This is a genomic window from Pseudomonas sp. S3_B08 (genome assembly GCF_054667725.1).
On record NZ_CP162750.1, the window covers coordinates 2,679,767 to 2,693,678 of the forward strand.

Annotated in this window: 10 protein-coding genes and 1 pseudogene; 8 read left to right on the top strand and 3 right to left on the bottom strand. The window is 60.9% G+C overall.

Annotated elements, in window-relative coordinates:
* Window positions 1-59: 59 nt before the first annotated feature.
* Window positions 60-809: a hypothetical protein gene (locus AB4N73_RS12115; RefSeq protein WP_016775367.1), complete on the bottom strand. Its 750-nt coding sequence runs from the start codon at window positions 807-809 to the stop codon at window positions 60-62.
* A gap of 345 nt (window positions 810-1,154) precedes the next feature.
* On the opposite strand from AB4N73_RS12115, the gene AB4N73_RS12120 reads away from it, so the two are divergent.
* The 3 genes from AB4N73_RS12120 (at window position 1,155) to AB4N73_RS12130 (ending at window position 3,900) form a co-directional block, all read left to right on the top strand.
* Window positions 1,155-2,303, top strand: coding sequence for an aldose epimerase family protein (locus tag AB4N73_RS12120; protein ID WP_125927589.1), 1,149 nt, complete (start codon window positions 1,155-1,157; stop codon window positions 2,301-2,303).
* Between the two features lie 280 nt (window positions 2,304-2,583).
* A complete protein-coding gene (locus tag AB4N73_RS12125; protein WP_460143494.1) occupies window positions 2,584-3,405 on the top strand; it encodes an aldo/keto reductase in 822 nt (273 codons plus the stop codon).
* Between the two features lie 24 nt (window positions 3,406-3,429).
* Window positions 3,430-3,900: a DUF1810 domain-containing protein gene (locus AB4N73_RS12130; protein ID WP_056788700.1), complete on the top strand. Its 471-nt coding sequence runs from the start codon at window positions 3,430-3,432 to the stop codon at window positions 3,898-3,900.
* Here AB4N73_RS12130 and AB4N73_RS12135 read toward each other — a convergent pair.
* Window positions 3,865-6,225 carry a DNA polymerase II gene (locus tag AB4N73_RS12135; protein WP_460143495.1) on the bottom strand — a complete coding sequence of 787 codons (2,361 nt, stop codon included), beginning with the start codon at window positions 6,223-6,225 and terminating at the stop codon, window positions 3,865-3,867. The genes AB4N73_RS12130 and AB4N73_RS12135 overlap by 36 nt on opposite strands.
* 299 nt (window positions 6,226-6,524) lie before the next feature.
* On the opposite strand from AB4N73_RS12135, the gene AB4N73_RS12140 reads away from it, so the two are divergent.
* A complete protein-coding gene (locus AB4N73_RS12140) occupies window positions 6,525-6,965 on the top strand; it encodes a CBS domain-containing protein (RefSeq protein WP_252867905.1) in 441 nt (146 codons plus the stop codon).
* Between the two features lie 178 nt (window positions 6,966-7,143).
* On the opposite strand, the gene AB4N73_RS12145 is transcribed toward AB4N73_RS12140, so the two are convergent.
* Window positions 7,144-7,767 carry a glutathione S-transferase N-terminal domain-containing protein gene (locus tag AB4N73_RS12145; RefSeq protein ID WP_073471360.1) on the bottom strand — a complete coding sequence of 208 codons (624 nt, stop codon included), beginning with the start codon at window positions 7,765-7,767 and terminating at the stop codon, window positions 7,144-7,146.
* A gap of 1,072 nt (window positions 7,768-8,839) precedes the next feature.
* On the opposite strand from AB4N73_RS12145, the pseudogene AB4N73_RS12150 reads away from it, so the two are divergent.
* The 4 genes and pseudogenes from AB4N73_RS12150 (at window position 8,840) to AB4N73_RS12165 (ending at window position 13,738) form a co-directional block, all read left to right on the top strand.
* Window positions 8,840-9,665, top strand: a pseudogene (locus tag AB4N73_RS12150) (energy transducer TonB).
* 45 nt (window positions 9,666-9,710) lie between these two features.
* On the top strand, window positions 9,711-10,418 hold the full coding sequence (locus AB4N73_RS12155) for a MotA/TolQ/ExbB proton channel family protein (protein WP_041477200.1): 708 nt from the start codon (window positions 9,711-9,713) through the stop codon (window positions 10,416-10,418).
* Entirely contained in the window at window positions 10,418-10,819 is a 402-nt protein-coding gene (locus AB4N73_RS12160) for an ExbD/TolR family protein (RefSeq protein ID WP_460143496.1), read from the top strand. The genes AB4N73_RS12155 and AB4N73_RS12160 overlap by 1 nt, the downstream gene beginning before the upstream one ends.
* Window positions 10,820-11,026: 207 nt before the next feature.
* Complete coding sequence (locus AB4N73_RS12165; RefSeq protein ID WP_252876606.1) at window positions 11,027-13,738, top strand: TonB-dependent receptor; 2,712 nt, start codon at window positions 11,027-11,029, stop codon at window positions 13,736-13,738.
* The last annotated feature ends 174 nt before the right edge of the window (window positions 13,739-13,912 follow it).

Below are 13,912 nucleotides of genomic sequence, written 5' to 3' on the forward strand. Positions count from 1 at the left end.
CATTCGCGAGCAGGCTCGCTCCCACAGTGGCCCCTGGCGCTACAGAAAACCTGCAAGGCTCACTGCACCGGCAGGAAATTCAGAAACAGCAGGCTCTGCGCGTAATTCAGGCCGATCCTGCGATAGCGCTCATCGAGCATCTGCGTGAGCAGGTCGAGGCGCGCGACGATTTTGCTGAATTCGGTGGCGAAGCTGAGGTTGCTGCCCTCCTCCGAGATTTCGTTGGAGAACAGCAACGGCTGGCCTTCCTTGTTCTGTCGTTGCGACAAAATCCACATGGCTTTTTCGATGTTGCGCGCGGCGTTGTGCACGAACGTCGGGTTGATCGCGTCGGTCATGTAGAACTCGGTGCGATTGCCGTGGGCGGTAACCAGCATGCTGCCGATCGCATAGATGAAGGCGCCGACGCGGTCGCCGAGGAATTCCGGACTCATCGCATAGCTCAGCGCCGCCAGATCCTTGCGCCCGCCCAGCACGGGCAACGGCTGCTGTTGCTCGACAGCGAGACGCACCTGTTTCACGGCGGCGTTGACGGTGAGGAAACCGGATTTGCGCAGTTCTTCCGGGTTGCGCAGGTAGAGCTTGCCCATCAATCGATAGAGGCTGTCGAGGTTGTCGCGCATCGCCAGGGTGGCCATGCGGTCGACGCTGGTCTGCAGAAATTCCTGCGGCTGCCCTTCACGTATCTGATTGAAAAATCCATTGCCGTTCTGGTGACTGCAGCCGCTGAGCAACAGCGACAACAGACAGGCCAGCAGCAGGCACGGGCGGCGGTGAGCGGCGGTGATCAGGGCAAAAACACTCGGCATGAAATCTCGGACAGGCACATTCCTGTGCGGCGGGAGTCACCGCATCCTGGCCATGCATAGAGCCGCCGATTGCGAAAAAGTGCAGTGCTCCGGCGGTGAAGCCGACCTTCGGCGCTTTTCGCCATGTCAATTAGTCGGACTTTATATTTGCCAAAAACGGTAAATCCGCTATAAATCTTCTCTCTCGACTCAAATAGCATGACTAGTGACATGTAGGAGCTGCCGAAGGCTGCGATCTTTTGATCTTGCTTCTAAAAATCAAGATCAAGATGAAGATCAAAAGATCGCAGCCTTCGGCAGCTCCTACGGTCAATACGAAAACAACAACAAAAAGGAAGGTCAACCATGCTTCAATCCCGTCACCTGCTCTCCGGCCTCGGACTGTCCCTGATGATCGCTACCCTTTCCGCCAACGCGGCGGGCCTGACCGCTGAACACAAAGCTTTCGGCAAAACCAATGACGGCACGCCTGTCGAACAGTACATCCTGCGCAACAGCCACGGCATGCAAGCCACCGTGATTACCTACGGCGCGACCCTGCAAGCGCTGAAAGTCGCTGACAAACACGGCAAGTTCGACGACGTCGTCTTGGGTTTTGACGATGTGCAGGGCTATCAGAAAGGCACCGCGTACTTCGGCGCGACCATCGGCCGCTTCGGCAACCGTTTGGCCGAAGGTGCTTTCGAACTCGATGGCAAGCGCTATCAAGTGCCGCAGAACGACAAATCCAACGCCCTGCACGGCGGCCCCGAAGGTTTCGACAAGAAAGTCTGGAAGGCCAGGGAAACCAAGGACAAGGATTCGGTGGGCGTAACCCTTACCTACCTCTCGGCCGACGGCGAGATGGGTTTCCCGGGCAATCTGACCACCGAAGTCACCTATCGCCTGACCGACAACAACGAGTTGCGCATCGACTACAAGGCCAGCACCGACAAACCGACCGTGCTCAACCTGACCAACCACAGCTACTTCAACCTGGCCGGCGCCGGGAATGGCGATATTCTCAAGCAAGTCGCCATGATCAACTCCAGCCATTACACGCCGGTCACCGCGAAACTGATCCCGACCGGGGAGCTGGCGCCTGTGGCCGGTACGCCGATGGACTTCAGCAAACCGACGGCGATCGGCACGCACATCAAGGCTGACCATCCGCAGCTGAAATTCGCCGAGCCGAAACAGGGCGGCTTCGATTTCAACTGGGCGCTGGACACCAAGGGCGATGTCAGCAAGCTCGCCACCGAAGTCAGCGATCCGCAATCCGGACGGGTCCTGCAACTGTTCACCAGCGAGCCGGGCGTGCAGTTCTACACCAGCAACTTCCTCGACGGCACGGTCAAGGGCAAGGGCGGCAAGGTCTATCCACACTGGGGCGCGTTCACCCTCGAGACCCAGCACTACCCGGATTCGCCGAACCAGCCAGACTTCCCGAGCACGCGGCTTGATCCGGGGCAGACTTACGCCCACAGCGTGATCCTGAAGTTCTCCACCAAGTAACCTGCCATGCTCCCCCTGTGGCGAGGGGATTCATCCCCGTTGGGATGCGAAGCAGCCCCGATCCTGCAACACGCGCTGTACCAGACAGCGTTCTATTGCAGGTTTTTGGGGCTGCTTCGCATCCCAGCGGGGATGAATCCCCTCGCCACAAATCCCCTCGCCACCAGATCCCGTCGCCACGATTGACCGGTTTCATCCTTGACTCCTCCTTCCTTCCGGGAACCCTTGCTCTATCCTGCTGCCCACTAAAGATATCGACTCTTTAAGGCAGGAGGTTTGAATGCGTACCCTTGAGTTGGCCGGCGTGCAGGTTCCCGTGATTGGCCAGGGCACCTGGCGCATGGGCGAAGATCGTTCGGCGCACAGCCGTGAAGTGGCGGCGCTGCGCAGCGGCATCGAGCGGGGCATGACCCTGATCGACACCGCCGAGATGTACGCCGAGGGCGGTGCCGAAACGGTGGTCGGCGAAGCCATCGCCGGTCTGCGCGATCAAGTCTTTCTGGTCAGCAAGGTCTACCCGCACAACGCCAGCCGCGAGGGCATCCCGCAAGCCTGCGAGCGCAGTTTGCGTCGGCTCGGTACCGACTACATCGATCTGTATCTGCTGCACTGGCGCGGTCAGTATCCGCTGGAGGAAACCGTCGAAGCCTTCGAACGCCTGCGCGAGGACGGCAAGATCGGCCGTTGGGGTGTGTCGAATTTCGATGTCGACGACCTCGAAGAACTGTCCAGCTCGGCCTGCGCCACCAATCAGGTGCTGTACAACCTCGAGGAGCGCGGCATCGAATTCGATCTGCTGCCGTGGTGCCAGCATCAGCGCCTGCCGTTGATGGCTTACTGCCCGATCGGCCAGGGCGGCGCGATGCTCGCCGAGCCGGTTCTGCAGGACATTGCCAGTCGTTACAACGCCACCCCGGCGCAGATTTCACTGGCGTGGCTCCTGCGCCAGGACGGCGTGATTGCGATTCCCAAGGCTGTGCGCCCGGAGCATGTGCAACTCAATGCCGAGGCGGCGCAGTTGCAACTGGACGCCGGGGATCTGGCGGCGCTGGACAAGGTGTTTCCGGCGCCACAACGCAAGCAGCGACTGGCCATGGTCTGAGCTGCCGACTGCGAGGGCTTCGCCATGAGAAGCACAGATCTGCACGACCCGTACAACCTGCAACGTTTTGTCCAGGCTCAGGACCCGGTGTTCGAACGGGTCCAGCGTGAACTCGAGACGGGCCGCAAGCGCAGCCACTGGATGTGGTTCGTCTTCCCGCAATTCGCCGGGTTGGGCGGCAGCGAGATGGCCCGGCGCTTTGCCATTGGTTCAGCCGAGGAAGCCCAGGCCTATCTGGCCCACGAGCTGCTCGGGGCGCGGCTGCGCACTTGCACGCAACTGGTGCTGAATGTGCCGCAGCGCTCGATTGCAGACATTTTCGGCCATCCCGATGACCTGAAATTTCATTCTTCGATGACTTTGTTCGCCCAGTTCAGCGCCGAGGACAGCCTGTTCCATCAGGCACTGGAGCGCTACTTCCACGGCATTCTCGATGAATGGACGCTGCAATTGCTCGACTCAAAACAGGCCCAGTTGCCCACCGATCAGGGTTGAGAAGTCGTCGTCGACAAACGGCAGAATCGCATCCGCCACCGGTTGCAGCTGCCGAGTGATGTAGTGGTCGTAGTCGATGGCGGCGCGGCGTACCTCCAGCGGCTCCGGACCGGCCAGGGTGATGACGTAGCTGATCCAGCCGCCGTTCTGATATTGCCGTGGCCGCCCGTGCTCGGCGTTGTATTCGTCGGCCAGCCGCGCCGCGCGGACGTGCGGCGGCACGTTGCGTTCATAATCGTCGAGGGTGCGGCGCAGGCGCTTGCGGTAGATCAGCCGATCGTCGAACTCGCCAGCGAGCGTCTTGCGCACGTAGTCGCGCACGTAATCCTGATACGGCTTGCGCTGGAAAATCCGCTCATACAGCTCCTGCTGAAATTGCCGCGCCAGCAGCGACCAGTCGGTGCGCACGGTCTCCAGGCCCTTGTAGACCATTTCTTCGCTGCCATCGGCGCGGGTAACGAGGCCGGCGTAGCGCTTCTTGCTGCCCTCCTCGGCGCCGCGAATCGTCGGCATCAGAAAGCGCTTGTAGTGAATCTCGAACTGCAATTCCAGCGCGCTTTCCAGCCCGTATTCCTCGCGCACATGCGCGCGCCACCAATCGTTGACGTGCTTGACCAGCGCATGGCCGATCTGCGCTGCTTCTTCCTGGCCGTGCAGACTGCGCAGCCAGACGAAGGTTGAATCGGTGTCGCCGTAAATGACCGCGTGGCCCTGTTCTTCGATCAACTGGCGGGTGCGCAGCATGATTTCGTGGCCGCGCAAAGTGATCGACGAGGCGAGCCGGGTATCGAAAAAACGGCAACCACTGGAGCCGAGCACGCCGTAGAAGGCGTTCATGATGATCTTTAACGCCTGGGACAGCGGCGCATTGTGCTCGCGCTTGGCGGTTTCGCGCCCTTCGGCCACCCGCGCCACGATGGACGGCAGACAATGGCGGGTGCGCGAGAAGCGTGCGCCACGAAAACCCGGCACCGAGTCGGCGTCATCCGGGTGTTGCAGGCCCTCGATCAAGCCCACCGGGTCGATCAGAAAGGTGCGGATGATCGACGGGTAAAGGCTTTTGTAATCGAGGACCAACACCGATTCGTAAAGCCCCGGGCGTGAATCCATGACAAACCCGCCGGGGCTGGCCTGCGGTGGATTGGTGCCCAGATTGGGTGCAACGAAGCCCTGGCGATGCATCAACGGCATGTACAAATGGGTGAACGCGGCGACCGAACCGCCGCTGCGGTCGGCCGGCAAACCGGTGACGCTGGCGCGTTCGAGCAAAAACGTCAGCAGTTCGGTCTTGGCGAAGATCCGCGTGACCAGTTCGCAGTCCTTGAGGTTGTACTTGGCCAGCGCCGGTTTGTCCTCGGCGAACATGCGGTTGATCTCGTCCATGCGCTGGTATGGGTTGTTGATCGCCTTGCCTTCGCCGAGCAGGGTCTGCGCGACGTTTTCCAGACTGAACGAGGGAAAACTCCAGGTCGCCGAACGCAACGACTCGATGCCATCGATGATCAGCCGCCCCGCTGCCGAGGCGAAGTAGTGATTGCGGCTGCCGTGCTCGCGCCACTGCATTTCTTCGCCGCCACGACCGATCTTCAGCGGCACGCCAAGACGCCGTGCGTGTTCATGGAGGATGCGCAAATCGAACTGCACGACGTTCCAGCCAATGATCGCGTCAGGGTCGTGGCGGGCGAACCAGTCGTTGAGCTTCTTCAGAATGAGCGTGCGCGAATCGCAGTATTCAAGGTCGAAATCGACAATGCTGGCGTCGCCATTCGGCGCGCCGAGCATGTACACCTGGCGCTCGCCACAGCCTTCCAGCGCGATGGAATACAGCTCGCCGTTTTCGGTGGTCTCGATGTCGAGCGAGACCAGACGCAGTTTCGGCCGGTAATTGGGGTCGGGTTTCAGTTGGGCGTTGATCAGTACGCCGTCAGCATCAGGCGTGCCGCCAAACAGCACCGGCGCGGTGATGAAGCGCTCCATCAGATAGCGTTCCGGCGGGCGCACGTCGGCTTCAAAGACGTCGACGCCGGCGCGGTTCAGCGCGGTTTCGAGGCGCATCAACTGGCCGTGCTGCTGGCAATACAGACCGAGCACCGGACGATGCTGAAAATCGAGCAAGGCCAACGGTCGCAGCTCTACATTCTTTTCATCGTGCAGCAGACGCTCGGCCGCTTCCCGCTGGGCGGCGGGAATAAACGCCACCGATGGCTGAGGCGCCAGACGCACGCGGCGCGGCCCGGCGTCCGTTGCCAGCCAGAACTCGACTTCGGTGCCGGCCGGCGTATCGCGCCAATGCCGGGTCAGGACGAAGCCCTGCTGTAAATCCACCACTGCGACCTCAACGTTTCAATCAGAACGCCATTCTACGCAGCATTTGTGGCGAGGGATTTATCTGTGGCGAGGGGATTTATCCCCGCTGGCCGCGAAGCGGCCCCGCCTTTAATGAAAGGGCCTGCTGCGCAGACCTGCAGGGCTAAATCCCCTAGCCACATGCTTCATTCACCGATACAAAGAAGTTTTTTCCGGCAAATGGCGTTTTTTGCACGCTAACTGCCGCTTTGCCACCTTGCTCTGCGCAGCTGCGTCTACGATGCTTGATGAACAACGACAACACCTGAGTAACCGCCATGAAGACCGTCGCCCAACTGCTCAAGCTCAAAGATCAGAAAAATCAGGAAGTGCACCAGATCAAACCCGATCACATGGTGCTCGAAGCGCTGATGAAGATGGCCGAGAAAAACGTCGGCGCCTTGCTGGTGGTCGAAGACAACAAAGTGGTCGGCATCATCAGCGAGCGCGACTACGCCCGCAAACTGGTGCTGCACGGGCGCTCTTCGGTCGGTACGCCAGTGCGCGACATCATGGTCAAGGACGTGATCACCGTGGACACTAAACAAACGGTTGATACCTGCCTGGGCATCATGTCGGACAAACGCCTGCGCCACCTGCCAGTGGTCGAGGACGGCCAGTTGATCGGCCTGTTGTCGATCGGCGACCTGGTGAAAGAGGCAATTGCCGAACAGGCCGAGCTGATCAAACAACTGGAGCAGTACATTCGCGGCGACTGAGCCCACCGCCGTGATCCCCTTGTGGGAGCGAGCCTGCTCGCGAATGCGCCAGGTCAGTGATGATCGTTCCCACGCTCTGCGTGGGAATGCAGCCCGGGACGCTCCGCGTCCCTCTAAAGCCGAACGCGGAGCGTCCGTTGAGGCATTCCCACGCAGAGCGTGGGAACGATCTCGCCTGTCAGGCCGGCCAGTGCCGCTCAAACACCGGTGCCAGCACCGGGTGCCGGTCGATCCTTTGCAGCCACGCATAAAAGCCCGGGCGGGTCTGGCGCAGATGTTCGCGGCTGCCGGCCCAGCGGCTCACCACGGCCGCCAGCACATCCAGTGCACCGGGCGTTTCATCATCCAGATACAACTCCCCGGAAAACTGATCGGCAAACACCTCCCAACTGAAGTGCAGGCGCTGGCGGGTGCCGGCGATCAGGTTTTGCCGTGCGCTCTCGTCGGGCGTGCTCAGCCAGCGCTCGGGGTAATCGATGATGCCGACCGCTGCGTAGCAATTGCTGACGATATAGGCGAGGCCGCGAATTGCCTGATCACGATCGGCAGCCTTGCTCGGCAGCAGGCCGGACTTGGGAAACGTCAGGCCCAAGTGAATAAGGATCGCCGCACTTTCGGTCATGGCGCTGCCGTCCGGCAGTTGCAGGGTCGGTATCTGTTTCAGCGGATTGAGTTTGCCCAGCGCCTCGTCGGCCTCGGCGCTGGCTTCGGTATCAATGAAGCGATAGGCGATCTGGCACAACTCCAGTGCCGCCTCGATGGCAGCCGCGCCGGAATTCTTGTGCCCGTAGAGCTGGTACATGTCCGTTCCCCCGATAAGGCCTTTGCACAGGGTAGATGGCTGGCTGGCCTGACGTAGAAAATTCTGCAAATGTGTCGTGATTGGCACGTTTTTCCCATGCACTGCCGACTTGCGAAATCAACCTTCGCCAATCAGCGCTGGCGGTGCCCATCCCGCACCAAGAGCATTCATCGAACGCTATCCGCGTTCTTGTAAGGTGCGACAGCGAACCAAAAGTTCGCCTGTCCGAGCTGGCAATAAGGAGTTCCTCCGTGAATCTTCAAATGCTCCGCCGTACGACATACCCGACTCACTCGCAAATCCAGCCCAAAGTTCAGCCGAACCTATTCAGCCTGGCGCGTTTCTCCTTTATTACCTGAAACCCAATGCACACTTTGCGTGCCTGGCGATCGAGCGATCGCCGGGCGCCGAGTGTTATTTATTTTTTAAATACGGCAATTAATAAAAGGCACAACAACAAGATTGTCTAACAATGACTACCCGTCATTGAAGCTGCACCAAAAGCGCACGCCCAAATGTGATGCAGTTACCAATACTCCAGAATCAAAATAAGGAACTTGTCCCGTGAGCCGCTGAATGACTGACCTGCACCAAATCGATTCGCTACGCACCGATAGGTGCTAAGCCTGATCACCGAGCAGCCGCTCTATCCCGTCGATTGGCGTGATACAGCGCTCCCTCTGGCTCGCACTCGAAAAAGCCCTCCTGCGAGGACTTGAGGACCGCTTTGCGCCGTATAAAACTCCGAGCGAGTTTGAAACTTATAGAAATGCGACATCGGCAACACTGCGTAAATACACTCGATGCAGTTCGGCAATAACTGGCACACCTGTTGCAAACTGTAACAAACCTGAGACAGCTCACGTCTCCGCACAACAACAAGCCACGGAATGGGTAATGAACAATCGATATAGATGCTACTAAGCCATTAAGTTTGTTCGAGGCCGTTTAAACAGATAGTCCAACTATCGGCTCGCGTACACCTTGAAGAAAGTTGCACCCACTCACTCGAACATCAGCCATATGTTCGGACGGCACCTTATTGCCCTTCATCTGACCCGAGGGAGCTTTAATGAACGATGCGGTAAAGCACAAAACCCTGCCGGGGCCGTTGCAGCAAGCGCCGGTCCCGCCGCCCCCGGGCAGGCCGGCGTTTACAGCCAACACATCACGACCCGGCGGGTTGAACAAACCACAGTTGCTCTTGCTGATCGCCGTGTCGGCGCTGATACACGGCGGCGCGTGGTGGTTCTTCCATCAGGCGCGGCCGGAGCCACTGCCGACGCCGCCGGAAATTCCGGAAATGACCGTCGAGTTGACCAGCCCGACGCCTCCGGCCCCACCGACACCGGAACCACCACCGCCGCCCCCGCCTCCACCGCCGCCGGAACCCGAGCAGCCGGTGGAAGACGAGGACGCGGTCAAGCCGCCGCCCAAACCGGTGGAGAAGCCCAAGCCAATCGAAAAACCAAAACCGGTCGAGAAACCCAAACCGGTGAAGAAAGTCGAGCCACCGAAAGCGCCGCCGGCCCCGGCGCAACCTGCCGCACCTGCGGCGCCGACGACACCGAGCGCACCACCGGCACCCCCCTGCTGCGCCCGCTCCGGTCAAGGAGTCGGCGGCGATCTCCGGCCTGGCCAGCCTTGGCAACCCGCCGCCGGAATACCCGTCGCTGGCGCTGCGCCGCAATTGGGAAGGCAGCGTGGTGCTGCGCATTCAGGTGCTGGCCAACGGCCGTGCCGGTGCGGTGACTGTGACCAAGTCCAGCGGCAAGGCGCAACTGGATGAGGCGGCCGTCGCGGCGGTGAAGAACTGGAAGTTCATTCCGGCCAAGCGCGGTGACACGCCGATCGACGGCTTCGCCACCCAGACCATCGATTTCAAATTGCCGCAATGACGGCGCAACCGACTCATTACTGATTAACGCAAGCGAGGTGTAGCCATGAACGATTCACTGTCTTCGATGATTGTCCCCGGTGTGCTCTGGGGTCTGGTGCTGTTTTCCGTGGTCAGTTGGGCGATCCTGCTGGTCAAGTCGGCCCAATACCTGCGCCAGAAAGCGCAGAACAAGCAGTTTGCCAAAGCCTTCTGGAGCGCGCCGGACCTGCTCACCGCCGCTGAACACGCCAGCCAGTATCCGGGCTCGCTGGCGCGCATCGCCAGCAGTGGTTTCGAAGCCCTGCTGGTGGAAGATTCGCCGCGCACCACGCAGCAACTGGCGCACACCATCAACCGCTCCGACCGCCTGGAACGCAACCTGCGCCAGCAGATCCAGAAGGAACGTCGCTCGCTGGAAAACGGCCAGGCGATCCTCGCCAGTATCGGCAGCACCGCGCCGTTCATTGGTTTGTTCGGCACCGTGTGGGGAATCATGGAAGCCCTGCAAAGCATCGGCGAAACCGGCTCGGCCAGTCTTGAAGCGGTCGCCGGACCTATCGGCCACGCGCTGATCGCCACTGGCGTGGGCATCGCCGTCGCGGTGCCGGCGGTGCTGATCTACAACTTCTTCCTGCGTCGGCTGAAACTCGCCTCGGCGGACATGGACGACTTCGCCCACGACTTCGACGCCCTCGCCTCGCGCAGTGCGTTTTCCATCAGCCGCCAGGCCATTGCCAGCAAAAGCACCACCGCCGTGCGGGAGGCTAGCTGATGTCGTTTTCCACTCAAGACAGCGATGAAGTGCTCAGCGAAATGAACGTTACGCCGCTGGTCGACGTGATGCTCGTGCTGCTGGTGGTGTTCATTGTCACCGCGCCGCTAATGACCAACGCGATCAAGGTCAACCTGCCGAAAACCGACGCCGTCGCCCCTGCCGAAAAGAAAGACCCGGTGGTGGTCAGCGTCGATCAGGACGGCAAGTTCTATCTGGCCAAGACCGAACTGGCCCCGAAATCCCTCGAGGCCAGTCTCAAGGAGGTCAAGGCCAAGGACGCCGACGTGCGCGTGCAGTTGCAGGCCGACGCCGCCGTCAATTACGGCCAGGTGGCCAAGGCGATGGCATCGATCGAACGCTCCGGCATCAGCAAGATTTCGGTGATGACCACCCACTGAGTGCGGTGCCGGATGGGTGTTGAAACACCCGCCCGGCGCCGCTGAAAGAAATCCCGTCGCACCCGGCCGACCGAAAAAACGCCCCGCGTCTTCGGAGGGGATCGGCTTGCTTGAAGAAAGTGGTTTTCCGCGCGCGGTATCACCGGAAGCGGAGCAATGAGCGGCTCACAAGGCCAATTCGATAACGTCTGAAAATCGGAAACAACCATGCTGATGAACACTCCACGCTTCACGCTCAAACCTTTGGTGGCAACGATGTCTCGCCACCGTTTTGTTCCGCTGTATCTGGTGGCCATGGGGATGGGCGCCGGGACCGTGCAAGCGGCCGAGGACGACAACAGTGCCACGCCGGCAGCCGCTGTCGTGGCGGCGCCGACCACGCAACTGCAACGGGTCGAAGTGACCGGTTCGGCGATTCGCCGGGTCGATGCGGAAACGGCGGTGCCGATCACCATCCTCAAGGCTGACGAGCTGCGCAAACAGGGCGTGACCACCACCGCCGAACTGGTGCAGCGCATCACCGGCAGCCAGTCGATCAACAACAGCGCCGGCTCCGTCGGCGCGGCCACTGGCGGTGCGTCGTTTGCCGACATGCGCGGCATCGGCGCGAACAAGACGCTGGTGCTGCTCAACGGTCGACGCCTGGCCAATAACGCCCTGTCGGGGACCAACTCGGCCGGCGGCGCGGTGGATCTGAACATGATCCCGTTTGCCGCCATCGAACGCGTGGAAGTGCTGCGCGACGGCGCCTCGGCCCTGTACGGCACCGACGCCATCGGCGGTGTGATCAACTTCATCACCAAAAAATCTCTCACCGATGGCGCCCTGACCCTGGGCGGCGAAACGCCGACCCACAGCGGTGGCGGCGCGACCAAAGACATGAGCGCCAGTTGGGGCTACGGCGATCTCGAAGAAGACCGCTTCAACGTCCTCGGCGTGTTCAACTACAACAAGCAGCAGAACCTCGACGCCAACGACCGCTCCTTCGCCACCGACTATGCGCCCGGTCGCGGTCTCGATCAGACTTCCGGCACCGCGTTCCCCGGCAACTACAGCCAGAACGGCAACGCCACCAACCCGTTGGCCAACAGCAATTGCAACGGCCCCAACCTGATCGCCCGCGACGGCTTGTGCCGCTTCAGCACCCGTGAATACATCGATCTGGTGCCACAGACCGAGAAGACCTCGTTCTTCGGCAAGACCACTGCCAAGCTCGGCGATGATCACAACGCCAACCTTGAATATTTCTGGTCGCGCAACAACAACGCCGTCGCCGTCGGCCCGGCGCCACTGACTGGTCTGAGCCTGGATTCCTCGTCGCCGTACTACCCCGGCAATGGCATCACCCCGGCGCCCACCGATTTCGCCCTCGACCCGACGCAGCCGGTCGATGTGAACTGGCGTGAAACCGCTGCCGGCCCGCGTGAATCGAAAGACCAGAACACCAGCCAGCGCTTTCTGCTGAGCTTCGATGGTCTGGTTGGCGGCTGGGATTACAACGTCGGCGCCTCGTACAACCAGAACAAAATCGTCTCCAGCGTCACCAGTGGCTATGTCAGCGATCAGGCGATGATTGACGGGCTGGCCAGCGGTTTGCTCAACCCGTTCGGCCCGCAGACCGCTGCCGGCCAGCAGTACATCGATGCCGCCGCGTACCACGGCGCCTACTCCACAGCCGTGGGTCGCGTGGCCGGGTTCGATGGTCGCGTCAGCCGTGAAATCGGCGACTGGTTCGGCGCAGGTCCGTCCGGTCTGGCTCTGGGCGGCGAGTACCGCAAGGAGAAATTCCATCAGGACTTCGAGTCGTTCGCCGGCGACATCCAGAGCCTCGGCATCGACCCGGCCGGCAGCGTCGAGGGCGACCGCAGCGTCAAGGCCGCCTATGCCGAACTCAACGTGCCGGTGCTCGACAGCCTCGAACTGTCCGCCGCTGTGCGCCACGACAAATACAGCGACTTCGGCAGCACCACCAACCCGAAATATTCGTTCCGTTATCAGCCGATCAAAGAGCTGGTGGTGCGTGGTGCCTACAGCGAAGGTTTCCGCGCGCCATCGCTGTACGAGCTGTATTCGCCGCGCAGCATCACGTTCACTCAGGGTTACTACAACGATCCGGTGCTGTGTACCGGCGGCGTGGTGCAACCGGGCGGCAACGGCGGCCGCGATTGCGGTCAGCAATTCCTCAACCAGATTGGCGGCAACGAGGATCTGGCCCCGGAGAAGGCGCGCAACGTGACGTTGGGCTTCGTCTACCAGCCGATCAGCAATCTGTCGGTGGGTCTGGATTTCTGGTGGATTCACATCTCCAACCAGATCCAGCCGTTCCCGGAATCCACCGTGTTCGATCAGGCTGGCTCCTACCCGGACCGCTTCGTGCGCAACGCCGACGGCACGCTCAACTACATCGTCACCGGCAACGCCAACCTCGGCATCGTCGAGACCAACGGTGTCGATGTGTCGCTCGACTATCGCTTCCCGAACACGCCGTACGGTCAGTTCGGCCTCGGCCTGCAAGGCACCTATGTCGACGAGTACGACTTCCAGAGCACCATCAAAGGCCCGTTCACCGACAAGGTCGGCGACTTTCAGGGTGACGGCGTGATCGCGCGCTGGAAGCACAACCTCACCGGCAGCTGGAGCCTGGGTGCGGCGCGAGCAGCGCTGACCAACCGCTTCACCACCGGTTACAACGATTACGACCGCGAGACGCACGCGCGGGTGGCGTCGTATTCGGTGTGGGATCTGTCGGCCGGTTACACCTTCAACAAAGTGCTCGACGTTGATGCCGGAATGAAGAACGTTTTCGACCGCAACCCGCCGTTCTCCAACCAGGCCTACAACTTCCAGAGCGGCTATGACCCGCGCTACACCGACCCGCTGGGCCGGACATTGTTTGCGCGCATGACTTACCACTTCTAACCCGAGATAAAGCGCATCCCCCTGTGGGAGCGAGCCTTTGTGGTGAGGGGATTTATCCCCGATGGGGTGCGAAGCGCCCCCAAGACCTGCCGACGCGGAGCATCAGAAGTACCGCATGCATTGATCTTGCGACTGCTGCGCAGCCGATCGGGGATAAATCCCCTCGCCACAAGG

Coding starts and splice junctions, on each gene's coding strand:
- AB4N73_RS12145 (WP_073471360.1), bottom strand. CDS start 7,767: ATGTACCAGCTCTACGGGCACAAGAATTCCGGCGCGGCTGCCATCGAG.
- AB4N73_RS12125 (WP_460143494.1), top strand. CDS start 2,584: ATGCGTACCCTTGAGTTGGCCGGCGTGCAGGTTCCCGTGATTGGCCAG.
- AB4N73_RS12160 (WP_460143496.1), top strand. CDS start 10,418: ATGTCGTTTTCCACTCAAGACAGCGATGAAGTGCTCAGCGAAATGAAC.
- AB4N73_RS12120 (WP_125927589.1), top strand. CDS start 1,155: ATGCTTCAATCCCGTCACCTGCTCTCCGGCCTCGGACTGTCCCTGATG.
- AB4N73_RS12155 (WP_041477200.1), top strand. CDS start 9,711: ATGAACGATTCACTGTCTTCGATGATTGTCCCCGGTGTGCTCTGGGGT.
- AB4N73_RS12115 (WP_016775367.1), bottom strand. CDS start 809: ATGCCGAGTGTTTTTGCCCTGATCACCGCCGCTCACCGCCGCCCGTGC.
- AB4N73_RS12165 (WP_252876606.1), top strand. CDS start 11,027: ATGCTGATGAACACTCCACGCTTCACGCTCAAACCTTTGGTGGCAACG.
- AB4N73_RS12140 (WP_252867905.1), top strand. CDS start 6,525: ATGAAGACCGTCGCCCAACTGCTCAAGCTCAAAGATCAGAAAAATCAG.
- AB4N73_RS12130 (WP_056788700.1), top strand. CDS start 3,430: ATGAGAAGCACAGATCTGCACGACCCGTACAACCTGCAACGTTTTGTC.